The organism is Rahnella sp. PAMC25559, from assembly GCF_050632365.1.
In the GTDB taxonomy this organism is placed as follows: domain Bacteria; phylum Pseudomonadota; class Gammaproteobacteria; order Enterobacterales; family Enterobacteriaceae; genus Rahnella; species Rahnella rivi.
This window is the reverse complement of sequence record NZ_CP192544.1, coordinates 198,628-225,095: the sequence shown is the minus strand read 5'-3', so window position 1 is coordinate 225,095 and position 26,468 is coordinate 198,628. Positions and strand designations below refer to the sequence as shown.

Sequence of the window (26,468 nt, the reverse complement as noted above, 5' to 3'; positions counted from 1 at the left end):
CGGGGCTTGCCAAAAATTCATCATTTAGCGTTGAAAAAGGAAGGAAATGTGACATCTGCCGTTGAAAACGCGCTGCCTGACCAACATCGGGCCGCGCACTGGAACGGGGTATGGGCGATTACCCTGTGCGTATTTGCGCTGGTGGCGTCGGAGTTTATGCCCGTCAGCCTGCTGTCACCGGTTTCCCGCGATCTGGGTATCAGCGAGGGGCTGGCCGGGCAGGGGATCGCCATCTCCGGTGCGCTGGCGGTGCTGACCAGTTTGTCTATCTCAACACTGGCCGGAAATATTGACCGAAAAATTCTGCTTTTAGGGCTGACGACCCTGATGGCTGTTTCCGGCGTGGTGATAGCCCTGGCCCCTGATTACCTGACTTACATGGTTGGGCGCGCACTGATTGGCGTCGTCATCGGCGGCTTCTGGTCGATGTCGGCGGCGCTGGCTATCCGGCTGGTGCCACGGGATCAGGTGCCCCGCGCCCTGGCGATATTCAACGGCGGCAACGCGCTGGCGATGGTGATCGCCGCCCCGCTCGGCAGTTATCTGGGGTCGGTGATGGGCTGGCGCGGCGCATTCTTTTGTCTGGTGCCGGTCGCGCTGGTGGTCTTTATCTGGCAGTGCTTCAGCCTGCCTTCCATGAAAACGGCGGCGAAGGAAAAAAAGGCCGGAAATGTGTTACGCCTGCTCAGAAAACCACAGGTTGCCACCGGGATGGCGGCGTGCGGGCTTTTCTTTATGGGGCAATTCGCGCTCTTTACCTACCTGCGCCCGTTTCTTGAAACGGTGACCGGGGTTGACGTTTCCACGTTGTCATTGATTTTGCTGACCATCGGCATGGCCGGTTTTATGGGCACCCTGATCATCGGCGTTTTTCTGCGCAAAGGCTTTTATCTGACGCTGATGGCGATCCCGCTGATGATGACGGCCATTGCCGTGATGCTGATGCTGACGGGGCACCGGCTCTGGATTGTCGCGCCGCTGCTGGGCCTTTGGGGGCTGGTGGCGACGGCGGCACCGGTCGGGTGGTGGTCATGGGTAGCGCGTACCTTTCCCGACAACGCCGAAGCGGGCGGCGGGCTGATGGTCGCGGTGGTGCAACTTTCCATCGCGCTGGGCTCAACCGCCGGAGGGCTGGCTTTTGACTCTGCGGGCTGGCAAACCACCTTCGCCATCAGCGGCGTTCTGCTGACTCTGGCGGCCTGTCTGACATTTGTTACATCACGCACACAACACTGACGACATATTCACTTTTACCGGGCGAACGGATGCCCAACCCATACCACTCCTGTTGAGGATATTTCGATGAAAATTTTTTCTATGTTGGTCGGGCTGTTAATCAGCTCGTTTGCCGCCACCGGCGCCGATATGTCTGGCGGCGCAGATAACTTTTACAAAAGCGACAAAGTGACGCAGCAAAAGGTGACGTTTAAAAATCAGTATCAGATGGAGGTCACCGGAAATCTGTTTATGCCAAAAGACAGGGATAAGAATGCCAGGTATCCGGCCATTGTGGTGGGGCATCCGATGGGGGCGGTGAAAGAACAAAGTTCCAATCTCTATGCACAGAAACTGGCTGAACAAGGTTTTGTGACGCTGGCTATCGATCTCTCTTTCTGGGGCGAAAGTGAAGGGAAACCGCGTAACGCCGTCGCACCAGATATTTACGCTGAAGATTTCAGCGCCGCAGTGGATTACCTCGGTACGCGCCCGGATATCGACAGAAACCGGATTGGCGCGCTGGGTATCTGCGGCAGCGGCAGCTTTGTGATCAGCGCGGCGAAAATTGATCCGCGCATGCGGGCCATTGCTACCGTCAGCATGTATGACATGGGGGCGGTGAACCGTCACGCACTCAATCATTCACTCACGCTGGCGCAGCGTAAGGACATTATTGAACAGGCGGCGCAGCAGCGTTACAGCGAATTCACCGGCGGCGAAATACGCTATACCAGCGGTACAGTGCATAAAATCGATGCGGACACGCCGCCGGTGGCGAAAGAGTTCTACGATTTTTACCGCACGCCGCGCGGGGAATTCACACCCAAAGGATCTTCCCCGGCGCTGACGACGCACCCGACGCTGACCAGCAACGTCAAGTTTATGAACTTTTATCCGTTCAACGATATCGAAACGATTTCACCGCGGCCAATGCTGTTTATCACCGGCGAAAACGCGCACTCCAGGGAATTCAGTGAAGATGCCTACAAACTTGCCGGTCAGCCGAAAGAGTTAGTTATCGTACCCGGTGCGGGTCATGTTGACCTCTACGACCGCACCGATCTGATCCCTTTTGCAAAACTGACGTCATTCTTTAAACAAAACCTGAAATAAAACTTAACTATTTCTTCATCACTGCGCCTGATGCGACGTAAGTCATCGCATCAGGTATTTATATTTTCAAATAATATAAAATCTTAATGAATTATTTATAATAATTATTTTGACAAGTTAATCATGATTGATAAATGATTTTTTAATATTTAAGAGTAAACTAAGTCCTATTATTTCACGGTCATTTACAAAAACATAACGTACAGATCAGTGGCAGAGGAAATATGGGGTAATTTCAGCTATGTCATTCAAATAAGAATGAATTAAGAGTAATGTGGGAACTGATTAGTCAGGCTTAAAAATTTATGGCCGGACGATTTTTATTCACTTTTCAATAATGGATTATATCGCTATGCCTGGGCAAAAAAGTATCTGTGAAAGTATATTAGACTATTGTTATTCGATTTGGGTTGCACCCAAAGAGGAGTATTACCCCTCCTCTGATGACGAGGATTGTGCCATCTCACGCAGGGGGATCTCTAAACGTGATAAAGCTCATATTTCAGAAATGGAAATCAGAAATCGGAGAAAGCAATCTCAAAAGAAAGCGAATCAAAATCTTAATAAAGCCAGGGTGCAGAATGCTCAACCCGCGCCTCAAAATATTGTCGACATGTTCCCACGGCTGCCCGGTTTTTTCCCAGAATTCGGTGAGCGGACCGTTTCAGCCTCGACATTCAGACATGTTGAAGTGGAAAGTAAAAAGAGCAAATGGCGTTCATCGCCTGATATTTCTGGAGTGGGTGCGGAATCAAAGACTTCTAAAAAGAACAGTAAATCTTCTCTCAATTCACTTACCCAGATCCCAGAGCAGAAACGTTGGACAATAGATGAAACGCATTTGGTTTTCTTTGAAAATGAGAAGAGATTATTTGATAAATATCAAGAGTTTATCGATTTGATCACAAAGTATAATGTGAGCCCGCTGGACCGTGAATTCGAACAAAAACGTTGGGACGTCAAACTGACTCATCAGAAGATCGGCTATAAACTCTGGAGAGCAAAGCTAACAGATTCTGGCCGGGTAAGCTTTTTAGTTAATGCAAAGGACAGGGTTGTCGAAATCTATACTGTGGGCAAGCATGACTAACCTCGTTTAAACGCACTTTCAACGTGCGGAGTGAAAACCTCTCCGCACACGCTTCATTTTACATTCGTCACGCGGTCAGATAACCAATCCTGTGGCGACATTTTTACGGGCGATGACTCTGTTAATCAGCTGACCATTGAGTCTGTAATGTATCGGCAGGAAGGGGATATCTTTTAGATAACAGATATGTTCTCCGTCCCCTTTTTCGGGGCTTAGCCCGGAAAGATTCAGAACATAACAATAACGAAGTTTATTTTGCCACGACTGATACGGGGCGTTTCCGAAAATAAGCGGGGCATAACGGGCACTGTTCTGCCTCATCAATTCCGGCGCAATATCAGTCAGATAGATCCGGCATAAACCTGCGGGCTGGCCGTGTTCATTTTTATTACTGGCGTTAATGGCGTTATCGCGTCTGATACCCTGCATACCGGCTTCATTAGTATAATGGAAATAAACATTTCCCTTATTGCTGTTTTCAGAAAGAAAGTAAGGCGGTTCCAGAAAGGTTTTAACCTGTTCAGTAATGAATTTTGATTTCACAGGCAGCGCCGACGGGCGGGTATAAGGATGGAACGATCTTTTCATTTAATATATCCCTTATTCAATGAATATCATCAGGTGAATGTATTTTTCGATATTTCCTTTAATTTGGAAACGGCTATGCCCGCCGGGTTAATGGTCAGGCATATTGATTCCAAAACGTTGTGATTTTTTCTGGGCGGCTACTGTTTATTCGTTAAAAGTATCAACCGGCTGTTTAACGCCTCGAGATGTTCAGCAATTTGTTTAATCTCGGCGTTGCTGACGGGTTGCTGTTTGTCGAGCTTACGTTGCAGGTCATCCAGCTGCGCCTGCACCGGTTCGCCACCCTGCTGGAGTGTCTGGCGCATCTGATAAATCGCGGTTTTCAGCTCAGAAATCGTCATATAGGGTTTGCGCTTTTGTTCAGCTTCCAGCAAACGCAGCTCGACACTGTTTAGCTGGTTGTTCACCAGCGCCCAGCTGTTGATGTCCGGCAACGTGGCACTCAGTTCGGTGTGATGATTTTGCCAGCGGGCCGAGAATGCATTCCCAGGCCAGAGCGCATTCAGGCGGATCGCCGCTGAGGGTTGCGCCAGCCAGTTCAGGGTACTCATCACGCATACCGTGACCGCAATGCCCACGCCGCCGCCGCAAAGCCAGGCTTTCCATGGGCGTGGCGCAGGCAAGGGTGCCGGTTTGACCACCGGCACGATTGCGGGAGGCGTTACCGGCGCAGGCGCGACGTCGGGCACGGCAGGCTTCGCCATCAGGGCGCGCTTTTGCAGCGTTTGTCGGCTCGATTGCAGATAGTCGAGCAGATTGCGCAGAGGGGCCTGACTGCGCGATTGCAGGGCCAGCGCATGTTCCAGCATCATCGACACCGCCCCTTCAAGTTGCTGGAGGGTATCGACTTCTGCGCTGTTTAGCGGCAAACCGTACAGGCTGGTCGCCGCATGGGTGGAATACCATTCGATAATTTGCTGACGCAGATCGGTTGCGGCCACCGGCGGCCAGCACTGGCGCTGCTTCTTGCCAAACCCTTCCGCCAGCAGCAGTGTGGCATTGGCCATACCCGCCCAGCCGTGGCGCTGGCAGCTGATCAGACAAAACCAGACGCCGCTTTGCAGGTCGTAGCCGTGGCGCTGAAAAATCTCCAGGCACTGGTTTTCCTGCGTGAGCCACCATGACCGGTCGTGCACGTGGCCTTTCCAGCCGTTCACGCTGTTACTGAGCAGTAAAAATTCGTGATGATGCCGGGGATCGTGGCAGCTGATTTTCACGTCGCCCGGCGTCACGCTGTAATTAACTTTTGTCATGAGCCCTCCATGTCACGAGTTTATCCTTGCTGACGCCAATCTTCAGGCCGCCCCGGACGGGTTTCTCATCCTGCAACAGGGTGTCGGTCAGCAACGGCAGAATGTGCCGGTTCAGCGCCTGATCGATATCACGGGCACCGCTCTGCATCACCTGACAGAGTTCTGCCACCCAGCTCACCACGCTCTCGCTGTAACTCAGTTGCACCTCGCCGTTGCTGGCGGCGTGATAGCGCTGGCAGATGCGATCCAGCTTCAGCCGGATGATTTGCGCCAGCGTTTTCGGTTGCAGCGGCAGGTAAGGGATCAGCGTGACGCGCCCCATCAATGCCGGACGGAACACGTGCTCGAACTCCGGGCGGATCAGCGTACACAGGGCTTCCGGCGACGTTTCCCCTTCAGCGCAGGCGGCGGTGATTTTCGCACTGGCCAGATTGGATGTCATGATAATCAGCGTGTTACGGAAGTTGATTAACTGACCTTCCGCGTCTTCAATCATCCCTTTATCGAATACCTGATAAAACAGCTCCATGACGTCCGGGTGCGCCTTTTCCACTTCATCGAGCAGCACGACGCTGTACGGATTGCGTTTCACCGCTTCGGTCAGCACGCCACCCTGACCGTAACCGACATAACCCGGCGGCGATCCTTTCAGGCCGGACACGCTGTGCGCTTCCTGATATTCCGACATGTTAATGGTCACCAGACTTTGCTCACCGCCGTACAGTAAATCTGCCAGCACCAGCGCCGTTTCGGTTTTACCGATGCCCGATGAACCTGCCAGCATATACACCCCGGTCGGTTTCAGCGGATCGTTCAGATTGGCGCGGCTGATGCGCACTTGGGTGGCGATGGTGGAGAGCGCGTGGCGCTGGCCGATAACCCGCTGCTCCAGGCGGTGAAGTAATTCACCCAACTGTTGCTGTTGTTTTTCTACCATGCGGCCAAGTGGCACACCGGTCCAGCCGGAAACCACATCGGCGATGCAGGTGGCATCAACGCATTCAAACACCAGCGCATGAGCCTCATGCAGCTCAGCCAGCTCCCTGCGCAAGGCGGCGATAGCGCTCTCATCACGACTTTGTTGCAGTTGCTGCACCAGACTCTTTTGCTGTTCCCACAGCGGCCGGAGGTGGGCGAGATCGGCCAGCAGCTCAGTTTCCCGCAGCGCCAGCGTCGCCAGCCGCTGATCGTGCTGCCCTTCCTTTTGTAAGGCCTCGCGCTCGGTGTGCAGATTGCTGAGCAGGGCGTTGATGTCTTCGATCTCTTTCGGATGATGCGATTGTGACACCGCCACGCGGGCGCAGGCGGTATCCAGCAGGCTGACGGATTTGTCCGGCAGTTGTCGCCCGGCGATATAGCGGCTCGAGAGATTAACGGCGGCATGGATCGCACTTTCGAGGATCTGCACGCCGTGGTGACGAGACATGGCCGGTGCAATGGCACGCAGCATGGCGGTGGCGCTGTCGATACCCGGTTCAGCTACCTGCACCAGCTGGAAACGGCGGGTCAGTGCGGCATCTTTCTCAAAATACTTTTTGTATTCCGCCCACGTTGTCGCCGCCACCACGCGCAGTTCACCACGCGCCAGCGCCGGTTTCAGCAGGTTTGCCGCGTCGTTTTGTCCGGCCTGACCGCCCGCGCCAATCAGCGTATGGGCTTCGTCGATAAACAAAATGACCGGCTGAGGCGCGCTGGCGATCTCTTTCATCAGCGCCTGTAAACGGTTTTCAAATTCACCCTTCACGCTGGCACCGGCCTGTAACAGACCGAGATCCAGCGTCAGCACGTCCATCTGTCTGAGCACCTCCGGCACATTGCCAGCGGCGATACGCAGCGCCAGACCTTCTACCAGCGCGGTTTTCCCCACACCGGGTTCGCCGGTGAGAATAGGGTTGTTCTGACGGCGACGCAGCAGGATGTCGATCATCTGACGTATTTCTGCTTCGCGCCCCAGCACCGGATCCAGTTCACCCTTACGGGCCTGAGCGCTCAGATTGCGGGTAAATTTGCCGAGTGCGCTGTTGCTGCTCTGCGTGGCCGGAGACGCTGCATTTTCGCGGGTGTTACACGCGTCAAGCAGCAGCTGTTCCGCCGCATCCCGCTGGCAGTTCAGCGCCTTACGTACGCCGCTGGTTAACGACGGTGCGGTGTTCTCTTCCAGCAGACAGGCCAGCAGGGCGGCCGGGGCGAGCTGCGTGTGTCCCCAGCTGGCGCTGGCGTGCAGCCAGGCTTTTTCCAGCCACTGAACCAGCCCGGTCGAAAAGACCGGCGCGCGGCTGTTGCCGCTGCGAAAGGTGTTCAGCGCCTGCTGGGTGGCGCTCAGCAAGGCATCCGCCGCCAGACCTGCGCCTAAATTCAGGCTTTCCATCAGATCGCTGTGCTGGACAATCACCGCCAGCAAAAGATGCTCAACGTCCACTTCATGGTGGGTGCGCGAAATCGCCTGACTGACGGCGGCATCCAGACAGCTGCGGCTTTCCGGGGTGAGTTTGTCAACGATGCGTTTTAAATAGCTGCTCATAAATATCCCTTTTATTCAATTACCGGCAGTCAGCCGCGTTTTCCGGAAGCTCGGACATGCGCCCGCGCAGTGCTGCCGAGGGGGTCTGGTTTTGCTGCTGCTGTTCCAGCGCCCGTTTTTGTTCGTTGAGAGCGTCCACTTGCTCAGCAACATTTGCCCAGCCCGCCCAGGCATTTTGCAAAATGGCCTGATCCGCCAGTTTAAAGCGCACCAGCACATGTTTGATGTTCAGCGCGGTCAGAGAATCTGCGTTGTCATCAAAATCCCGGGCATCAAGCAGTGCTTCGCCACGGGCGAAATTCTCGAGAAAATCAGGCCACGCGCTGTCTCCGGTATAACGATAAGACGCGGTGAACGCGGGGAATTTCACGTCAACGTTGACGGTCTGGCACTGGCCGGGAGACCAGATGAACTGGGCCTGTTCGGCGAAGTTCATGCTGTCGAGCACTTTGCTGCCGTTCGTGCATTCCAGCGTAAGACGGACACCGGTTGGGATCAGGCGCGCGCCTTCCGGCACGGTTGCCGGGCCGCTGACGATGGCGAGGCTGTAAGGTTTTTGCTCCAGCACTTTTTTCTGCTGCGTCAGTTGCTGCAATTGGTCGTCCAGCACGGAAAGCTGATCGGCGTTCTGCGTGTTCTTGCGCTGTGGAACATCGAGCACGTCTTCAGGATTGAGCATATAGCGGGCGATCCGCACAAACTCTTCGTTCAGCGGCAGTGTCTGACCGCGGAACTGACCCGGCTGCGGCCCTTCATCGCTGACGATCAGCAGCCCTTTGGCGGGCCCGCGCACGAAGTCGGCAAGATACTGCCAGGTCAGGCTTTGCTGGGAGGCGTAATCCTGCCCGATGGCATTTTTACTCATCGGCCACATGATTTTGCTGTGCCACTGTTCATTGAGCCAGCAGGCGGAACGGGCCAGCGCGTGGGAGAGCAGCGCACTGGCATCGCTTTTATACAGCGTCCAGACCGCTTCAACGCCCGCTTCATCGCTGTGCGTTTGCATCGCTTTGTGCAGCTGGTCAAAACTGGCGAAAAGGGTGACCAGCGGGTTAACAGTTTTTGCATCAGTCTGGGTCGCGAACAGCCCTTGTGTCAGTACCGGGCTGAGTGCCGCCTGATTCAGTGCTTCACCGGTGGCGGCGGTCAGCGCGGACTGCCATTTCAGCCACACTGCGGTTTGCGGTACCGCTGACGTGGCGGACGTGGCGGAAGATCCGCCTTGTAACCATTTCGTCAGCCCGACGCGCAGTTTCGCATCGGCCCGTTGTACTTTTTGCAGGGTCGGGTGTACCGCCGCCTGCGACGGAAGTTTTTGTAACCGGCGCAGCTCACTCAGCCACACCTGGGCATGGCTGTCCGGAATGTTGTCGAGTTCAAAGGCGATGCGTTGCGCGAATTTAATCCCCGGGCTCTGCCCCTGGCTCAGCGCAATCAGCTGGCTCTGCGTCAGCGAACGCGGCTCACTGTTTTGAAGCCACGGGGTCACGGAAAGCAGCAGGTCACGCCACGCATTCTGGCGCTGGACCGTTAACGTCTGCATGAAATGCCGGAGCAGCGGTTCCTCTGTGCGGCCACCCGCCTGATTGATCAACGCCACCCATTCGGTCAGTTGCGCTTCACCCTGACGTGTCCAGATGCCTGACAGCGTCTCCTCATCCTGCGTTTGCGGCCAGAACTCCCGGGTCTGAAACGCTGGCAGTGAATCAGCCGGCGCCACCAGCCATGCCAGCGACTGATCGTAATTGATCAGGGTGGATAACAGGCGGTGCAGCGCTGCCAGATGCTCTGCGCTCATCGGCTGTTGCATCACCCAGCGCTCCTGCGCCAGCCGTGCGTGTTCGCTCGCCGCCGGATCTGGCGCGTTGAGCCGCAGGGCATCAGGGATCGCCGGTTGACGGCTGAGCGCGTCGAGAGTGACGTTGTCACGCATGTCCTGCCGGGTGATGATGGTGTGCGCCAGATCAAGCACCATCTGGCGCTGAGCCTGTGCAGAAGCATCCATAAACGCCTGCTGATACCCTGAAATCATCTGCGTGCTGCTGAGAACCTGTGGCGGCAGCGTGGTCATCAGACGCTGTTCAATCAGCCGGTGCTGGTAATTGAGTACGGTGGAAAACGGCAGGTAAACCAGCGGTGCGTTGTGGCGGCTTTCGTTTTTGACCAGTAATTCTGCCAGCGACGCCGAGGAAAGCGTGGCGTAGTTGCGCTGCATTAATCCGGCGCTTTTCACCGCGCTGTAGCCGAGAGCGATGACACAACCGAGCAGCAACAGACGCCCGGCCATCAGGCGGACTCTTTTATTGTGCTGCCAGAGCACGTCGCGGGTGCTGCTGAACGCAGGCAGATAATGCATCAGCAAATCGTGGACAAAGTAGGAGGTACGGCGACTTTTGTTTTTATCCTGCTGCTCGCTGGCCGTAAACCACACGCCGCCAAGGGAGGTATTGGTGAAGTAGGCGTTGGGCTCACACAGTGATGCCAGGAAAACCAGCAACGGATTTTGCAGCCCGATAAACGCTTCCGGGAAATCAAGCAGCGCCGCACGCACGTCGGGCGCAACCGGCGTACCGGCCATGCTGAGGCGGGCGAGATCGAAACCGTTTTTCAGTGCGGTAACCAGCGGCAGCAGGGTGGAAGCATCTTTGCCGTCGATGTCCGGTGGCGTCTGCCAGTAATACCCCAGCACCTGTTGTTGCTGTTCGGCGGAAAGATGTTGCGTCCACAGGCTGAACGCCGGGAATTTGTCGCACTGGGTGATGGTGATGTAGAGCGGCAACTGACGTTTCAGTTTGCGCATCAGCGGCTCGATTTGCGCGCGGATTTTGCGGGCTTTATCGTGCAGCGTGCTGATATCGTCATTCATCAGATCGGTCACGGACAGGCCAATCATCACGCCTGCCGGAGCGGGGACTTTCGCCATCCAGCCAACCAGTTTTCCCCATGCGCGCTGGAACGCAGGCGCGCCGGTCAGGAAATTCCCGGAAAGATCGAGGAAACAGACGTTGCGGAAAAACCACCAGCGCAGGGTATAGGTCGGGACAACGGTGTTATCCCCCGCGTCGTTTGAAAACATCGGCAGACCGGAACCCGCCAGTAAAGAGGTTTTGCCACAGCGGTCGCCCAGCAGCAGATACCAGGGGATCGGCGGGCGTTTGCGCTGAATGCGTTTCACCACCGCCGCACCGGATTTCCAGTGCTCAAACAGCACGTATTCCCGGCGGGAAAGGCGAAACTTCTGGAAGAAACGGTTAACTCTCTTCTCTTTGATCAGCAAGGTGAACCAGAGGAGTGCGCCCCACAGCAGCACACCGGCCACCAGCACACCCAGCCAGACCAGTAAAATGGTGCCCGTACTCCATTCCAGCCACAGCCCGACGGTGCAGCAAAACAGAAACACCAGGCACAACAGCAGCAGCCATCCGGCGAAAACGAATAATTTTTTCAGCATACGTTCTTATGAAAAATAAAGGGTCTGAAGAAGTACCAGGGTGGCGTGAATCAACGCGATACCCAGCACGGCAAGGATGATGCGGCTCTTTGAGGACGACGCGAGCGAGCGTTTGCGCAGGATCACCGGCGTTATCTCTGCGTCATTCGGCCATGTCTGCCATTCCTGCGGCAGACACAGGCTCCGCTGGCTGTCAATCAACGCCGACAGCGCCGGTTGCTCCTGCCCGGTGCTGTATTTGCCGTGAAAACCGTGTTGCAGGCAGAACAGAAACACCTGTCGCGCCTGCAAATGCTCTTCTTTCAGATGGCTCAGCCGGGCAAAGAACATCTCGCCGCCGATGGCGGTCTGGAAATATCGGCGTTGGAGCAGATCGCTGCGCCAGTTCTGCGCGAAGGGCAGGGTGGAACACAGCACGGTTTCATCCAGCCAGACAACCACAGCGAAGAACGCCTGATCCCGTTCAAAATCTGAAATGTCGTGATGCTCTGCTTCCTGCACCGCCTGTTCGAGCCGGGTGATGCAAAGCGCGTGGAATGTGCCGTAATCCTCGAAAAGCTCGGGCTGATGGGCAAAGCGGGCGGCCAGTTTAAACACCGGTAAATAGCAGTCGATCAGTTTCATTGTGATGGCACCATGAACACCAGTTGTACCTGTAAATCTTCGGGCGCATCGGCCCAGTAGAAAGCGATACTTTTCTGCTGTTCAACATGTTTCCAGGCGTTTTCATGTTGGTTCAGCACGAAGTAATAGGAGTCTTTGCGGTTGGGGACGCCGCGCGGTGACGGGTTTTCCCATTGCGAGGAAATGCCGGGTAACACGTGCTGAATGAGCGCGCTGATGGCGTCCTGGCTGGCGATTTTGAACTCGCCGCCGCCGGTGAACTGAACGTGCCAGGATTCGAGTTTTTCCGAACGCAGCAGCAACAGGACTTTGCTGCCCGCCGGCGCTTTGGCTGTCAGCAACTCGCCGCGGTAAATCTTCTGGTCATCAGGTTTGAGCGTGATGTAAGTGTTGTCTTCCAGCGCCAGCCCGTTGAGCAGGGTGATCAGCGTTTTTTTGACACTGTTAAAACAGTCAATTAAACGGTAGTGATCGTACGGCAGCAGGGCTGCGCCGCCATCATGCCATTCGCCATTAAACGAGCACATGTCGTTGAAGGAGGATATCTCCCCCACCAGCTGGATCAGCAGTCCGTAGATGTGCCACGGATGCAGGGCCGGTGCGCGGCAATAATGTTCGAGCAGCGGCAGCGCGCGGTTTAACGAGCGCATCGCCAGAAGCTGTGTGATGTCACCGGCGCTTTTGCCGATGTCACTCAGGTGCTCCGGGCGTTTGTATTCTTCGAGTTTATGGGCGCGACTGCTGAGTTCGGCGCGTATCCCTTCCAGCAGATTTTTGAGCGCCGGTGAGCCTGCCAGCGTGACTGCGGGCGGGCTGAAACGCGGATCGAGCATGACGCGGTCGTTGTCATAGCGCAGTTGCAGCAGTGGTAAACATTCGCAGTCGACGGCGGTTTCTTTCTCTTCCTCGCTCAGAATGCGCACGTTATACGCGATTCGCGGCACGGCACTTTCAGGGCCGTCGTGATAGACGTCCTTCATCACGCCATCGCCGCTTTGGTTGATCCAGCGGCTGCTGGTGCCTGTGCTGACGTTCGGATGACCGGGGTCGAAGCGGCGCAAGGCCAGCCACAGCGTGAAGGGTTTCTCGCGCTGCTTCCAGGCATCACGAAACTGACGTGGTTCAATCAGGCAGTTACCGGGATATTCCAGATAGTAGCCGGAGGGCAGGATCAGACGCAGGTGGTCGATTTTCAGTGAAAAATCCACCAGCGTTTCCGGATTGATATCGCACTGGATCACGCCGACGTTCCACGGCTGCGTCAGCTGGCGCTGTTGTGCCAGCATGTAGCTGTGATGTAAATCCACCGACTGGAAATGCTGCGGTTGCAGATACAGCCCGGAGTACCAGTAAATTTGCTGTTGTTCAGGATACATTCTATTTCTCTCCCTTCGCGGCTGCGTCGTCCGGCGTTTTGATGGCCTGAGGTTCCGTTTGCGGCTGCAGGTCTTGCGGTGAGGCATTCTTTATCAGCTGCGTGATGCTCTGGCTGCCCAGCGTGACGTCGAGGACCAGCGGCGATAATTCTGCCGTCCACTTTTTAGTCCACCAGCCGGTGCTGGTCAGGGTGACCGGAATGCTGACCATCGCCATGTGCTGCTTTTTCGGGAACGGATAGTAGCCGGCGACAATCGCGACCTGGCGGGTGTTCTCGCTGCGATCAATGTGCAGGGTGGTTTTCTGGCCGGGCATGGCGGCGTAGCGGTCAACCTTCAGAATGTCATCCTCGGCGCCGGCACCGTTAAACAGGCTTTTTAGCTGGGCCGGATTCGAGAGGATCTTATTGAGCGAGCTGGCTTTTTGCGCCTGAATGACCAACACCGTGCAGCTGTTGGCGATCTCGTTCCAGGCATTCAGGCCGGGTTCAGCGTTAATACTGAGGGTTATCCCGCCCTGAGCAAACGGCGCGGTGACCTGATTTGCCGCCTGCTGCTCCGCAGAGACGCTTTTCGTCTGATCGCCGGAGCAACCCGAAAGCATCAGCCCGAGAGTCAGGAGTAATAACGTCGTCCTTAAGGCTTTCACTCTTGCTGTCCTTTTAACACGTTGTTGATTTCCCGCAGGCTGCCGCTGTCGGTGAGCATCTCTTCCAGCCATTCGGTGAGCGTCATGTTGGCCCAGCGCGCCGCACGTTCCATCAGAAAAGGCACCGGGCTTGAAGGTTCGGTCTGGCGAAAGAAGTGAGCGATAGACAACATCTGGCTGATGGCAACGTCTCTGGACAGCGTCTGGCGGCTGACGGGCGCGATAAACGCCTCACCCGGTGCCACTTCTTCCTCGGGTTGTGTCGCGTAGTTAAGGCTCAGGGTGTTGCTGGCCAGCGGAATGGCGCGCTGTGCCAGGCGTTGCAGGAAATCAGCCAGATCGTTCAGCGTCTGGCGTGTCTGAGCAAACAGCGCGTGCGGTTCTTCCTGGCTCAGCGAGAAATAGCAGGATTCCAGCCGGTCGAGCTGGAGCTGCAACCGTTGCAGAATCTCATCCTGCTGACTGATTTCAATCGAGGAAAACGTCGCCGCGAGACTGTCGAAACTCTCCATGGTCAGATCGCCTTCTTTGGCAATCAGGTCGTCACGGGAATCCGGCCAGGTGCAAATTTTGTGCTCGAACGCCAGCACCTTCTGCCAGTGCGCCAGCGCCGACTCAGGCTGCCTGAGCAACGGGCGGACATACAGCGCCTGGCTGATATCGCGATCAAGCCGGCTGAGCTTGCCATAGCGGAATGTGGCGCCGTCATCGTCCAGCGCAGGCCAGCACTGAAACCAAAAGTGGGTGATGAATTCGCTGAGAAACTGAAAGCCCGTTTCCGTGCCTTCAATGCCTTGCAGATGGGTCAACGCCTCGGCAAACCAGCAACTGACCTGCAGATCTTTACTCTGCTGCGTCAGTGCCGTGACGCACAATGTGCGCACTTTGTGCCAGTCTGCCCGGCGCGGTTCAGCAATCGTCCATTCATCCTGCGGAAGGTAGTCCGGGTCGCTCTCCCGCGCTTTGCGGATATCATCATAAATTTGTTCATACTCCAGGTTGATGCCTGCCGGATTTTCCGGGCTGACGGGCATCAGAAGAGCGGCTACTTCTGGCTGAATGGCTGACATGCTTTTTTATCCAATAAAAACGTATTTAACCGATGAGAACTTTCGGGCAACCCATGACGATTGTGCCGCCGTGGGCACAGCTGTCACCCATGCGGGCGGCAGGTTTTTTGCCGATCAGGACTTTGAAACTGCCCATGACGATGCTGTCCGGCGGGCCTACGCAAACGGCCATTGACCCCACGGTGGCGGCAGGCATGCCGCCGATCAACACGGTGGGCACGCCAGGCGGCAATATCGGGCCACCCACATGGGGGATGGGCGGCAATCCGGGCGTGACCATCGGGCAAACGTGCATATCTGAAACGCGGGCTGCGGGTTGTGCCATTAGGCTTTCTCCTGATGGATCCACTGAGTCAGCAGTTGGCGCGTGCCCTCTGCCGGTGTTTCGGGGTCGCCTGCGGCCAACATCAGCAAGACGCAGCGACGCATTTCCGGGCTCAGATGGGGCTGCGGATAGACCGGCTCCAGCCCTTCCGGGCTCATGCTGCCTTGCGACCAGAACAGCGACAGCGCAAGCGCACCCGCTGGCGTTTCAAAACCAAGCGTGTCGGCGTGATGGAAAATCTGCCAGCGCAGTTTCTCGTCGGGTTCGGCGTACCAGCGCTGCATTTCATCCAGTAGTGACGCCGCCGCCGGTTGGGCTGACCCGCGCAAAATGCGGATCAGCCACAGGCTTAACGCGCGCGGCGAAGCCTGCTGAACCCACAGCGTGAGCGCCTCTTCCCACTGCCCGGCGGCGATGCGTTGCTGCGCATCCTGATGCCACTGCGCCGCCCCCGCACTGTGGGGATAACCGTAATCGGACATGATGCCTCCTTAACCAATGTTGATGATGCCGCCTTTGATCTGCGTCATGCCGCTTCCCTGCACCGTGGTCATTGCGCCTTTCAGTTCTGCGGTGCCTGACCCTTCGATTTTGATCATTGTGCCGCTGATGGTGATGCCACTCGGTGAAATCGCGATTTTGTTCGAGCCTACTTTCAGCTCGATAGACTGCGTGGATTCGATCACGCAGCTTTTGTCGGTTTTGATCTTGCCGCTGCCGCCGGTCGCCGTGAGGGAGTAGTTGCCGTTACTAAGGCTGGTGGTCATGTTGCCGGTGATTTTTTGCTGCATATCGCCTTTGTTGAGGGTGATGTGCAGCGATCCTTGTTTCAGCACCAGCGTGTCGTCGCCTTTGGTGATTTCGGTGTTGCGGTTGGCGCCGATTTTGCTTTTGACTTCATGCTTCACCTCGCTGGTGACATCATTTTTTACCGTCAGCAACAGATCCTTTTGCGCGGTAATGGTCAGCTTCTCTTCACCTTTTTTATCGTTAAAACTCAGGCGGTGGCCGTCTTCCATTCCACCTTTGCTGGTGCTGCGTGACGCGAAGCCGGATTCGGTTTTCTCGTCCGGTAAAGTGAACGGCAGTTTGTTCTGCCCGTTGTAAACGGAGCCGGTGACCAGCGGGAAATCCGGATTGCCCTGAATAAAACTGACCAGCACTTCGCTGCCGACGCGGGGAATAAACTGAAAACCAAATTTGCTGCCCGCCCAGGGTTGGGAAAGGCGCACCCAGCACGAGCTGGTGTCGTCGTTTTTGTTTTCGCTGTCCCAGGGGAACTGGATTTTGATGCGCCCGAATTCATCGGTGTGGATCTCCTCGGAAGAAGGGCCGACCACTTTGGCGATCAACACACCGGCAATATCGGGCGGTGTGCGGGTGCAGACTGGCCGCCATTTCACGCTGTTGCGCAGTGCGTGAATGTCACAGCGATAACCGCCGGTGCCGCTTTCAAAATTGTTGCTGGCCTCGAGGCTCAGCGACTGGACGCGGTAAGTGTCGTTGTCAGTCGGGTGGCCGGTGAGGGTGAACACTTCGCCGCAGCTCAGCCAGTGGGCGTTGACCGTTGCCTCGTACAGCGTGGTATTCGTCTCAAACCCTTCCATCGCGATTCTGGCTTTACTGGTGAGTTGCGAGCGTTCGGCAAACGGTGTGATGTCAGTAAAGTTCAGATTATCAACGCTCTGGCCCTTTAACGTTGATGCGTATTTGTCGGCTACACCGGCCGCTTTTTGCATGTTGTAGCCGGAAAGCGCGACTTCTGCGGGCATCAGATGCGAACTGGAAGACCAGCTGTCAATGTTACCCCCGGTCAGCACATCGCCCTGATGATGCCAGGCCAGACTGCCCGCTTTGGCGGCCGGATGTCCGGCGGGCTGATCGGCCAGCACCAGAGTGTGTTTATCTGCCTGATGTTTGAAGAAGTAGTAAATGCCTTCTTCTTCCAGCAGACGGCTGATGAAATCGAAGTCAGACTCGCGGTACTGCACGCAATATTCACGTTTCTGATAGGTGCTGCCGAGCTGAACGTCCACCTGATTAATCTGGTGTTCACCCAGCAGTTTTTTGACTAAATCTGGCACCGAAATGTTCTGCCAGACGCGCATCGAGCGCCCCATGCGCAGCAGCGCAAAAGCAGGTTCGAGTTTGAGAATGCAGATTGTCTGGTTGTTGGCATCCCGGCCACGCTGGATCTGGGTAACAATGCCGTGCAGGTAGCGCTGGGGCAGGTTGCGGTTCCCGTCGCCAATCTGGCATGACACCGCTTTGCCCTGTAACGCCGCCAGACCTTTTTCATTCATTTCGGTCATGGAACGCAGTTCATAGCAAAAAGGCGCGGAAACAGACTCCGTGCCCTGCAAAGAAAGCAGTAATAAGTCAGAGGCGATGGTGCCGTTCCAGTGCAGAAAATGATTTTTCTGCATTTCTTTGAGCTTTGCGGTTAGTAGCATTTTCATCTTCCTTTTGAAATGCGCAGTGCATGCAACGTTATGCGGCGTAAACCGGCAGGCAAACCTTGAGCAATTGCTCAGGGTCGCGGTGACCAATACAAATTCCCAGGCCGAGCTGCCCCGCGCCCAGCGGAACGGGCAGGGTGTGGCGGCTGCTGATACTGAGGTGGATCGAGAAATCCAGACCCGGCCCGACGTACTCCTGAATGCGCCCCCAGATCTCCTGATAAAACTTCCCCTGCGGGATAAAGTGCTGCGACTGGTTCTGATCCATCGGGCCAAACGTGACGTCAAAATGTGACTGCACTTCCCAGCGCACGCGGCCAATCATCGGCGCGGTGTCCAGCGTTTGCCCCGGTTTTCCCAGCTGGCAGTGTTCGGCAGGATCGACCGTTTTCCAGCCGCCGGTAAAAGGCGTGATGTGCACAGGTACGCCGTAGTAATGGCTGAGCCAGACTTCAAGATTGACCAGCGATCGCACCGGTGAGGAGAACAAATGGGCGTAGTTTTCGCCGCCGGAAACGGACATCGAGGTCAGCAGGCCGGTCAGCGCCAGCGTCGCCTGTTGTAAGGGCGGCTGCGTTTCCGATTCGGCGCGGGCATATAAATGGTTTTTCTGCCAGGCCAGATAATCCAGGCAGTAAAGCCGGTGGCCGAACATATCAAGGAACGCTTTTGCGCTGTGATCGCCATAACGATAATGACGCTCGATCATCCATTCACTGTAGGCCGTCGGTAACGCGCCCAGCGCACCGGTCATCCCGTTCTGCCACACCGTCACGCGAAGCGGATCTTCCGGCGTCTCCTGTTCAATGCTGGCGATTTGCCCCGCCGGTGCTTCCAGCGAGAGTGTTGAGATCAGCCGCAGTCTGGCGTCCAGCAAGTCGGCGGAGGGCGTGTCTGCGGGCGTGTTACGGTGCCGCAACTTGTGCAGCAACGTTCTGACCTGCTGGTAAAAATTGAACCGGCTGGTGATGCGCGTTAAATCCATGACAGTTTCCCTGCGCGCACCGGCCAGAGACGGCGGGTATGCGCTTCGTTTTCAATCTGGGTGGTGACGCGGGTGAAACTGTTGACGGGCGCATACAGCCCCAGGAAGTGATCCAGAAAACAGCACATCAGGTAGTATTCCGGTTCGTTGATCGCCTCATGAGTGAAGGTCAGCGTCAGCGACACCCCGCGCGCCAGCGTTTGCGGATCATTCGCCACCAGCCGGGTGGTGACCGGCTGCACGTCAAGATGCAGGATCATATTGATAATCCGGGTGATCGCCGGCAGGTCATGGAAGTTGTACAGCATCAGCGTTTCACGCAGTACCTGCACGCCCTGACTGCCGCTTAGCAGCATATGATTGAGGGAAAGCTGAGAAATCAGACGCCAGCGCAGGGCGCTCTTGTCCGGCGGCAAGATTGGCCGCGTCGGGCGGTTCAGCGCGCAGATCTTCAGCCCGGCCAGCGGCAGGTCGGAGTCAAAATCCCCCTCCGGATGACCGTTTTTCATCTGCCCCGGAATGGCCTGATTAGTACAGGTCAGGCTGAGGGTCACGATGTCGGCGTCAGGCCTGGCGGGCTGCGTGTTGCGGTTCGCAAAGGCGATGAACACTTTCCGTCCGGCACCGCTGGCAGTCATGGTTTCGCGCTGGAAACTTTGCCAGTAAATACCCGCATCGCCTTCAAGGCGCGAATGGTCAATGCCAAACAGCGGCTGAACAGGCAGCGAGACTCTCTCGTTATCTTCTTTACTCTGAATAAACACGTGGTTGATCGCCCAGACGTCAATCTGCTGCTGACGGCGGATGTCGGGAATCACCGGGTATTCGGCGGTGTTTTCCGTCAGGGTGATCGGCTCTGCGCGCTGGGCGAACAGGTTGATGGCCGGAGTGCAGTTAAGCCTGAAGAAAGAGGCATCAATAATTTTCGCCAGCTTCTCCAGGTGCTGGTTGAGGTGCGTGCGGTTAAACACCACTTCAAAACTGAACAGGGAATTGGCGCTGGCGTGAAAAGAATCCGGTAACTGAATGTCCAGAAAGTAGAATTTTTGTGGAAAGAAAAAATAGTCCTGCAATAACGCATGGATCGGCGCGACGCGGGGATCTTGTGCCAGCAATCCTTCTTCATGGGTAAAACCCGCCGGGCTTATCGCCGAGCTTTTCAGCGGGTAAAACGCCTCGCCCTGATGAACGTGCAACTGACTGATTTCAGAGCACAGCAGGGTATAGAGGATATTCACGGCGTTACTCGGTCCGTGCAGAAACAGGCGTAAAGATTCCCCCGCCACCACCGCGCCGGACCACACCTGAAAACCTAAGTGCAGATGCCAGTTAAGATCTTCTTCATTAAAGTTCAGCCGGGCTTTGTCTACCGACAGTGGCAAAAGCACCACCGGATACACCGTCTGGAACTGACACACGACGTCTTCAATGTGGCGTGAAAACAGTGATGCCCCAGCGGCAATGGTGTTTTTATCGGTAATGCCGCTGGTTTGCCGGTTAGGCTCAACCGACACGATGCAGGTTGACGGCATGGCACGCAAAAATTGTGGCGCGATGGCGGTCAGCAATGCTTCGGTGACTTCCGGCATATCGTCATCTAAGCGCTGATGAATGCGCGAGGTTAACAGCGCAAATGATTCGATGATTCTTTCGACGTGCGGGTCTTCAGACTCACCTTCGATCATCCCGAGACGGCGCGCGATTTTAGGAAAACGGCTGGCAAAGGCTTTGCCATGCTGTTTCAAAAAGGTCAGTTCTTTTTGGTAATACGACAGTAGCCTATTCATTGAAATAAAACTTACCCGTACAGTCGTCCCAGACCAGTGCGAATTTCATTGGCAATGCCTGATGAAATGCATTTATTTCAAATATGACGTTGGAAGGATTATTGGTGTTGGTAATAATTTCCACCTGAGTTAATCGCGGCTCAAAGCGCTGCAACGTATTTTTAATCCGTTCTTCAATGACTATTTTCCGGCGATCGGTTTCCTGAATCTGCGAAACTGATTCATTGATGCCGTAATTTAAAATTGATGCATTCACCAGTGGAATGTTTTCAATGGCAGGAAAGCGCGAACGTGAAGAAAAAAGCATCTTAAGCTCGTTCATTAGCCAGGTGCTTTTGTCTTCATTCCGGTAATTTTCTTCTTCTATGTGCGGCTGGTTATCACTGAGGCGAAGTAAAAATGATGGCATTGGAAATCTCATGTCAGTAAAGCAGTGCTTACGCACTGCTTTTTGTAAATAACGATTACTTGAGTGCTTTCTCAGGAATGTCGTATTTGATTGGCCCGATTTTATCCAGACCGGATTCCAGCGCGTTCGGCACGTTGAAGGTGACTTCAACCATGCCTTCGTAACCGAATGTCAGGTTCATGAACAACTTGTCACGCATATCAAAGCTCAGGCTGCTGAACTTACAGTCGTTATAAACGGAACGCTGAATTTCATAATCCTGGTCGAACTGGTCTGAGCCACGATGAACAATAGTGATCGCGATTTTTTTATAGCCGCGTTTCAGGTATTGCTCGTACAGATTGCTGGTTTCTTTGGTCACCAGAATAGAAGCACTGCAAGACTCGAAATAGGTGCCGTCGGGCCCGGAATAGGTGGTCAGACCCGCAGGGGAAAAACCTTCCATCCAGCCTTTATATTTCTTCTCTTCGGAAGAACCGGCAACATCTTTGCCGTCGATAGTGATTTTGATGAACTGACAGTCTTTTAACTTCGCCATTTTTTATTTCCTTTTATAAATGACAATTACGTGTTGGCCGCCGCAGGCAAGTCTGCGACTAAACGTAGTGACATACTTAAACCTTCCAGCTGGAAGTGAGGTTTCAAATAGGCAATCGCGCGGAAGGTGCCAGGCAAGCCAGGCACTTCAACCACTTCAACGCTCGCTTCACGAAGCGGGTAACGGGCTTTGGTTTCCGGCCCGGCGTTATCAGAGGCGACTACGTATTGCATGATCCATTTCTGCAAATACTCTTCGCATTCGCTGCGTGACATGAAGCTGCCGACTTTGTCGCGAACGATAGATTTCAGGTAGTGAGCAAAACGCGACGTTGCAAGGATGTACTGCAACTGGCTGGACAGACGTGCGTTGGCGTTTGCCTGATCCGAGTTATACAGGCGCGGTTTGTTGACCGATTGCACCGCGAAGAACGCGGCATAGTCAGTGCCTTTACAATGCACCAGCGGAATGAAGCCAAGATCGGACAACTCTTTCTCGCGGCGATCGGAAATGGCAACCTGCGTCGGGCACTGCATGACGCGTTCACCGCTTTCAGACACGTAGTGATAGGTTGGCAGAGCATTGACCAGGCCGCCGCCTTCCACACCACGGATCGAGGCGCACCAGCCGTACTCTTCGAACGAGTCGACGATGCGGCCCGCTAATTCGTAAGCGGAGTTGATCCACAGGTAGTCCGAGCCCACTTCGTTTTCCAGAATTTGCTCTTCAAAGCCGAACGTCTCGACCGGCACAGTTTTGGCGCCATACGGCATACGGCCCAGCACCGCAGGCAGCGTCAGGCCGATGTAGCGGCTGTCGTCTGTCTGGCGGAATGAACGCCAGCGGGCGTAATCCGTGGTGTCGAACATTTTTGCCAGATCGCGCGGGCGCGGCATGTCGGAGAAATCGTTCATCGACAACATGCCAGGCGCGATGGCACTCAGGAAGGGCGCATGTGCAGCGGCAGCGACGTGGGAAATTTGCTCGAGCAGCTCGATATCCTGCGGGGTGTTATCGAACTGGAAATCACCGACAAACGCGGAGAAAGGCACGCCACCGAAAGTACCGTACTCGCTTTCGTAGACGCATTTAAACAGCATCGACTGATCGAAATCCGACGCGGATTTAAAGTCTTTCATCAAATCTTGTTTGGTGCACTGCAGCAGGCGCACCTGGGTATTTTCTGTGACGCTCGATTCCACCAGTTTATGCAGACCACGCCAGGAAGATTCCTTTCTCTGGAATTCTGGTGCGTGCATGATCAGGCTTATCTGGCTGGAGAGCAGCTCATCAATCGCCGTGATACGGTCTTCTATGCTGCCGATGAGATCGCTCGATACCACGACTGCGCCGGATACCACTTCGGCAAGGAAGTTGTTCAGCTGGGACTTCATGCGTCCGCGATCAGATTCGCGACGAATGGCCTGGGTGTTATCAATGATTTTATCGAGATAATCTTCGCTCAGCGCAGAACCGGCCGCCACATTGAGAATTTGCTCAGCACTCATTCCTGCTCTCCTTGCGTTTCACTGAGGTTTAACGACGTGAAATTTTGCTGCTGCAATAACTCGGAAAGCTGTTCTTTCAGGCGTTCATTGCTGGCCGCGCGGTTGCGCAAATCGCACAGCTGCTCACGCAGTTCGATCAGTTTGCGCAGCGGGTCCACCTGGCGGGCAATGTTGTCCGGCGAAAAATCTTCAATGCTGTTGAACGTCAGCGACACGGCCAGATTTCCGGTGTGCTCAGGTAAAGCGCTCTCTACCAGAAACTCCGCTTCAGGTTTCATGGACGCCATGATGCCGCTGAAATTGTCTTTATCAATGTTGAGGAATTTGCGCTCACGCAGGGAGTCATTAGTTTTACTAAAATCGCCCATCACGCCAATAACCAGAGGTAATTCCTTGACGGTTTGTGCATCACCAATATCCACGTCATAAGTAATTTGTACGCGGGGTGGCCTTGCTTTATCTAATTTATGCTGTGTATTGCTCATATATTTATCCGACATTATTTGACTCATCCAATGAGCCAGGTGGGGATTCATTTTAAAATCTAACGATCTAACAATTTTCTGGAAAAGGTTTTTTTTACATACAGATATAGTGAATGACAAACACATTCACTAAGCGCTGGTATGCTGAAGTTATTCATTGATTACTAAATAATTTAATATGCATCACCATGATGAATCAACTGATTTAATACAATCACCAGGGTCGTTACATGGCCGCACAGACTACCATAAAATTCTTTTTAAGCTATCCTTTAAGACGAATTTTTACTGATCATGAAATACTCTTTATTTATTATAGGGATGTTCATTAAGTAACGGATTAAATTATATTTACACGGATTATGTTATTTAATTAATTATTAATAATATCTATATCATTAACGGACCGAAAAATATTTCATGGCGGCCGCATGAGATTTAATCAATTCAGGCATGCATGAGAAATTTAAAAACCATCACTGTAAACATGACATATTACTCAGGGTAATATTGGTGAGTAAGTTATAATAAATAACTATTTATCTTAACAAAAAGTCATCACACATTGTTTTTGCGGAAGTTTTTGCGGAAGTTTTTAGCAGAACAGTATTAAGGAGACTTGCAGTAATTGAACATCGGGAAGAGGGGCTGTTGGCGTCAGGAAAGGGATTTTCAACACGTCGGCGACCGCCACATTGATGCTGCCGGTCGCCGTAATGTTACCTGGTGTTATCAGAAGCTGTAGTTTGCCGTCACCGACAGGTTACGCGGTTCGCCGTACACCACATACTGATTCACGCTGGTGTCGTACTCTTTATCAAACAGGTTATTGACGTTCGCCTGCACCGACAGTTGTTTGGTGACCTGATAGCGGCTGAACAGGCTGACCAGCGCATAGCTGCCTTGTTCCGCATGACGGGTGCCATCGCCATCCGGGCCTGAGACGTCATCCCAGACGTGGGTCTGCCAGTTCACACCGCCACCGACCGTCAGATCCTGCAACATCGGTAAACGATAGCTTGTAAACAGCTTCAGCTGGGTGCGCGGCAGGTTCGGGTTGACCGCTTCGCCATTTTCATCTTCTGCAATATAACGGGTACCGCCGAAAGTCATCTGCCAGTTGTCGGTCACCGCGCCATTCACTTCAAATTCCACGCCACGGCTGACGGTGCCGTTTTTCCCTTCATAAGCGGCATCTGTCGAGCCAGGAATGGTACGGCCTGTGGCCTGGGCGACGTTATCCAGTTCGGCGCGGAAAATCGACACCGAGGTGGTCAGACGGCTGTTCATCCAGTCGGATTTCACACCGGCTTCGTAGTTTTTGCCGATGACCGGCGACAGGTACGCGCCATTGATATCGCGGTAAGTCTGCGGCTGGAACACCGATGTGTAGCTGGCGTAGGTTGACCAGTTTTCGCTGATGTCATACACCAGACCGGCGTAAGGCGTGATGTTGTTCTTCTCGATCTGGTCCGTCAGGGTGTGCGAATTCCAGTTGGTGTAACGCGCGCCCAGGATCAGGTGCAGCGGATCGGCGAGAGAAAGACGGGTGGCGACATAGCCGGATTTCTGGCGAATGGTGTCTTCCTGCGACAGGCTGCGCGGGCTCCATTCGGTTTCCGGGAACTGACCGTTAAAGTTATTAAAGTTACCCAGCTCTTCCGTGGAGATATTGGCGAAGGCGCTGTAATAGGTGTTCTGCTGCTTGCTGTAGCTGATACCGGTCATCAGCTCATGCTCACGTCCAAACAGCTCAAAGGGGCCGCTGGCGAAAGTATCCACGGAATCCACTTTACGCTTACCGGTGTTGTAGCCGGTGCCGCCCACGACCGGATAACCGGCGTAAGAAGAGACGCCCGCGCCGGTGGTTTTATCGAAATAACCGTCGATATACATCTGTTTGCTGTCGATCAGCGTTTCGTTATGCGTGCCGTTCAGCGTCACCACCCAGCCGTTATCAAAGGACTGTTTGAGGGTGGTGAACAGTTTTTTGCTTTCTTTATTGTTGTAGGCCCAGTCCGGTGCGGAGTTAAACCCGCGACGGTAATTTGTTTTGCTGCCGTCAATGTACCAGCGCGGCATTCCGCCCCAGGTCGGGCTGTCGGCGTCGGTCTGCTGGAATTCGTAACCGGCGGAGAGCAGGGTGGAATCGGTCACGTCGGCATCTATGGCGGCATAGACGAACTTTTTGGTTGCGCCGTAACGTTCGACGTAGCTGTTATTGTCCTGATAACCGGTGACCAGACGGCCACGCACGTTGCCCGATTCACTCAATGGCGTGGACAGATCGGCAACATAGCGCTGTTTGTTCCAGCTGCCGTAGGTGGCGGAAACGTTGCCGGTGAATTCTTTGCTGTCGGCGTGTTTACGCACCATGTTTACCGACGCGGAAGGGTTACCCGGCCCGGTCATCAGACCGGTTGCGCCGCGCACCACTTCGATACGTTCGTACAGCGCGGTGTCAGATTCGGCATCGCCCAGGTTCCAGCGCGGCTCAAACACCGTAGGGATACCGTCGGTCATGTAGTTGTCGATGAGAAAACCGCGCGAGTAATACGTGCGGCGATCCATATCCGCGACGTTTTGCGTAATGCCGGTGGTGTTATTGAGTACCTGACCGAGCGTTTGCAACTGCTGATCCTGCATACGCTGTGTGCTGATGATGCTGACCGACTGAGGAATATCGCGCTGCGTCAGCAGCATTTTGGTGCCTGCGGTGGTGACCGGCACGCTGTAATCTTGTGCGGTGCTGCCGGTGTCGTTGCCCGTCTGACCGGTGACAACCACGGTATCGTCGGCGGCTTTCGGCGCGGCGGCTGGTGCAGCCTGCACGGAATGGATCGAAGAGGAAACAAAAACGGCAATAACGGAAAGCGAAAGTTTCCGGCCTAAATGGTTATTCCCTTTACGGGCTGATTTCACTGTATGACTTTCTGTTAAGGACGGCCCTGAAACGAACAACATTGTTATTCTCCAAACGATTATTTATTTTTTGATACTGCTTATACGTCGCCACTGC

General features: G+C 54.6%; 21 protein-coding genes. 3 read left to right on the top strand and 18 right to left on the bottom strand.

The genetic code is table 11. From position 1 onward, the window contains the following. Positions 1-48: 48 nt before the first annotated feature. The 3 genes from ACQZQY_RS23460 to ACQZQY_RS23450 all read left to right on the top strand — a co-directional run bounded on the left by ACQZQY_RS23460 (position 49) and on the right by ACQZQY_RS23450 (position 3,421). Positions 49-1,236, top strand: coding sequence for an MFS transporter (locus ACQZQY_RS23460; protein WP_431297342.1), 1,188 nt, complete (start codon positions 49-51; stop codon positions 1,234-1,236). A 66-nt stretch (positions 1,237-1,302) separates the two neighbouring features. After that, positions 1,303-2,331 (top strand): alpha/beta hydrolase, encoded by a 1,029-nt coding sequence (locus ACQZQY_RS23455; protein ID WP_056772600.1) that lies wholly within the window; start codon positions 1,303-1,305, stop codon positions 2,329-2,331. 352 nt (positions 2,332-2,683) lie between these two features. Continuing rightward, the gene (locus ACQZQY_RS23450; RefSeq protein ID WP_156361969.1) at positions 2,684-3,421 is read left to right on the top strand and encodes a hypothetical protein; all 738 of its coding nucleotides are present in this window, start codon (positions 2,684-2,686) and stop codon (positions 3,419-3,421) included. Between the two features lie 75 nt (positions 3,422-3,496). Here ACQZQY_RS23450 and ACQZQY_RS23445 read toward each other — a convergent pair whose 3' ends face one another. From ACQZQY_RS23445 to fhuE, 18 genes are all read right to left on the bottom strand, one after another. After that, positions 3,497-4,009: a hypothetical protein gene (locus ACQZQY_RS23445; protein ID WP_431297341.1), complete on the bottom strand. Its 513-nt coding sequence runs from the start codon at positions 4,007-4,009 to the stop codon at positions 3,497-3,499. Between the two features lie 137 nt (positions 4,010-4,146). Beyond that, entirely contained in the window at positions 4,147-5,262 is a 1,116-nt protein-coding gene (locus tag ACQZQY_RS23440) for a VasL domain-containing protein (protein WP_431297340.1), read from the bottom strand. After that, positions 5,249-7,783 (bottom strand): type VI secretion system ATPase TssH, encoded by a 2,535-nt coding sequence (gene tssH, locus ACQZQY_RS23435; RefSeq protein ID WP_431297339.1) that lies wholly within the window; start codon positions 7,781-7,783, stop codon positions 5,249-5,251. The genes ACQZQY_RS23440 and tssH overlap by 14 nt, the downstream gene beginning before the upstream one ends. A 19-nt stretch (positions 7,784-7,802) precedes the next feature. After that, positions 7,803-11,234: a type VI secretion protein IcmF/TssM N-terminal domain-containing protein gene (locus ACQZQY_RS23430; protein ID WP_431297338.1), complete on the bottom strand. Its 3,432-nt coding sequence runs from the start codon at positions 11,232-11,234 to the stop codon at positions 7,803-7,805. Positions 11,235-11,240: 6 nt separating this feature from the next. Next, complete coding sequence (locus ACQZQY_RS23425) at positions 11,241-11,858, bottom strand: DotU family type IV/VI secretion system protein (RefSeq protein WP_122096609.1); 618 nt, start codon at positions 11,856-11,858, stop codon at positions 11,241-11,243. Further along, the gene (gene tssK, locus ACQZQY_RS23420) at positions 11,855-13,234 is read right to left on the bottom strand and encodes a type VI secretion system baseplate subunit TssK (RefSeq protein WP_431297337.1); all 1,380 of its coding nucleotides are present in this window, start codon (positions 13,232-13,234) and stop codon (positions 11,855-11,857) included. Before tssK ends, ACQZQY_RS23425 begins: the two co-directional genes overlap by 4 nt. A 1-nt stretch (position 13,235) precedes the next feature. Continuing rightward, the gene (tssJ, locus tag ACQZQY_RS23415; RefSeq protein ID WP_421671111.1) at positions 13,236-13,883 is read right to left on the bottom strand and encodes a type VI secretion system lipoprotein TssJ; all 648 of its coding nucleotides are present in this window, start codon (positions 13,881-13,883) and stop codon (positions 13,236-13,238) included. Beyond that, entirely contained in the window at positions 13,880-14,953 is a 1,074-nt protein-coding gene (gene tssA / locus ACQZQY_RS23410; RefSeq protein WP_431297336.1) for a type VI secretion system protein TssA, read from the bottom strand. The genes tssJ and tssA overlap by 4 nt, the downstream gene beginning before the upstream one ends. Before the next feature lie 25 nt (positions 14,954-14,978). Then, positions 14,979-15,278: a PAAR domain-containing protein gene (locus ACQZQY_RS23405; RefSeq protein WP_056772571.1), complete on the bottom strand. Its 300-nt coding sequence runs from the start codon at positions 15,276-15,278 to the stop codon at positions 14,979-14,981. Then, the gene (locus tag ACQZQY_RS23400; protein WP_431297335.1) at positions 15,278-15,760 is read right to left on the bottom strand and encodes a DUF6931 family protein; all 483 of its coding nucleotides are present in this window, start codon (positions 15,758-15,760) and stop codon (positions 15,278-15,280) included. The genes ACQZQY_RS23405 and ACQZQY_RS23400 overlap by 1 nt, the downstream gene beginning before the upstream one ends. A gap of 9 nt (positions 15,761-15,769) precedes the next feature. Next, complete coding sequence (locus tag ACQZQY_RS23395) at positions 15,770-17,731, bottom strand: type VI secretion system Vgr family protein (protein ID WP_136375133.1); 1,962 nt, start codon at positions 17,729-17,731, stop codon at positions 15,770-15,772. Positions 17,732-17,768: 37 nt separating this feature from the next. Continuing rightward, positions 17,769-18,722: a type VI secretion system baseplate subunit TssG gene (tssG, locus tag ACQZQY_RS23390; protein ID WP_183849191.1), complete on the bottom strand. Its 954-nt coding sequence runs from the start codon at positions 18,720-18,722 to the stop codon at positions 17,769-17,771. Then, the gene (tssF, locus tag ACQZQY_RS23385) at positions 18,713-20,509 is read right to left on the bottom strand and encodes a type VI secretion system baseplate subunit TssF (protein ID WP_122096616.1); all 1,797 of its coding nucleotides are present in this window, start codon (positions 20,507-20,509) and stop codon (positions 18,713-18,715) included. Before tssF ends, tssG begins: the two co-directional genes overlap by 10 nt. Beyond that, positions 20,502-20,918 carry a GPW/gp25 family protein gene (locus ACQZQY_RS23380; protein WP_056772556.1) on the bottom strand — a complete coding sequence of 139 codons (417 nt, stop codon included), beginning with the start codon at positions 20,916-20,918 and terminating at the stop codon, positions 20,502-20,504. The genes tssF and ACQZQY_RS23380 overlap by 8 nt, the downstream gene beginning before the upstream one ends. A 55-nt stretch (positions 20,919-20,973) precedes the next feature. Then, the gene (locus tag ACQZQY_RS23375; protein ID WP_056772552.1) at positions 20,974-21,456 is read right to left on the bottom strand and encodes a hypothetical protein; all 483 of its coding nucleotides are present in this window, start codon (positions 21,454-21,456) and stop codon (positions 20,974-20,976) included. 26 nt (positions 21,457-21,482) lie between these two features. Then, positions 21,483-22,964: a type VI secretion system contractile sheath large subunit gene (gene tssC / locus ACQZQY_RS23370; protein ID WP_056772548.1), complete on the bottom strand. Its 1,482-nt coding sequence runs from the start codon at positions 22,962-22,964 to the stop codon at positions 21,483-21,485. Continuing rightward, on the bottom strand, positions 22,961-23,449 hold the full coding sequence (tssB, locus tag ACQZQY_RS23365; protein WP_056772676.1) for a type VI secretion system contractile sheath small subunit: 489 nt from the start codon (positions 23,447-23,449) through the stop codon (positions 22,961-22,963). Before tssB ends, tssC begins: the two co-directional genes overlap by 4 nt. A gap of 732 nt (positions 23,450-24,181) precedes the next feature. Next, on the bottom strand, positions 24,182-26,413 hold the full coding sequence (gene fhuE, locus ACQZQY_RS23360) for a ferric-rhodotorulic acid/ferric-coprogen receptor FhuE (RefSeq protein WP_414072893.1): 2,232 nt from the start codon (positions 26,411-26,413) through the stop codon (positions 24,182-24,184). Between the last annotated feature and the right edge of the window lie 55 nt (positions 26,414-26,468).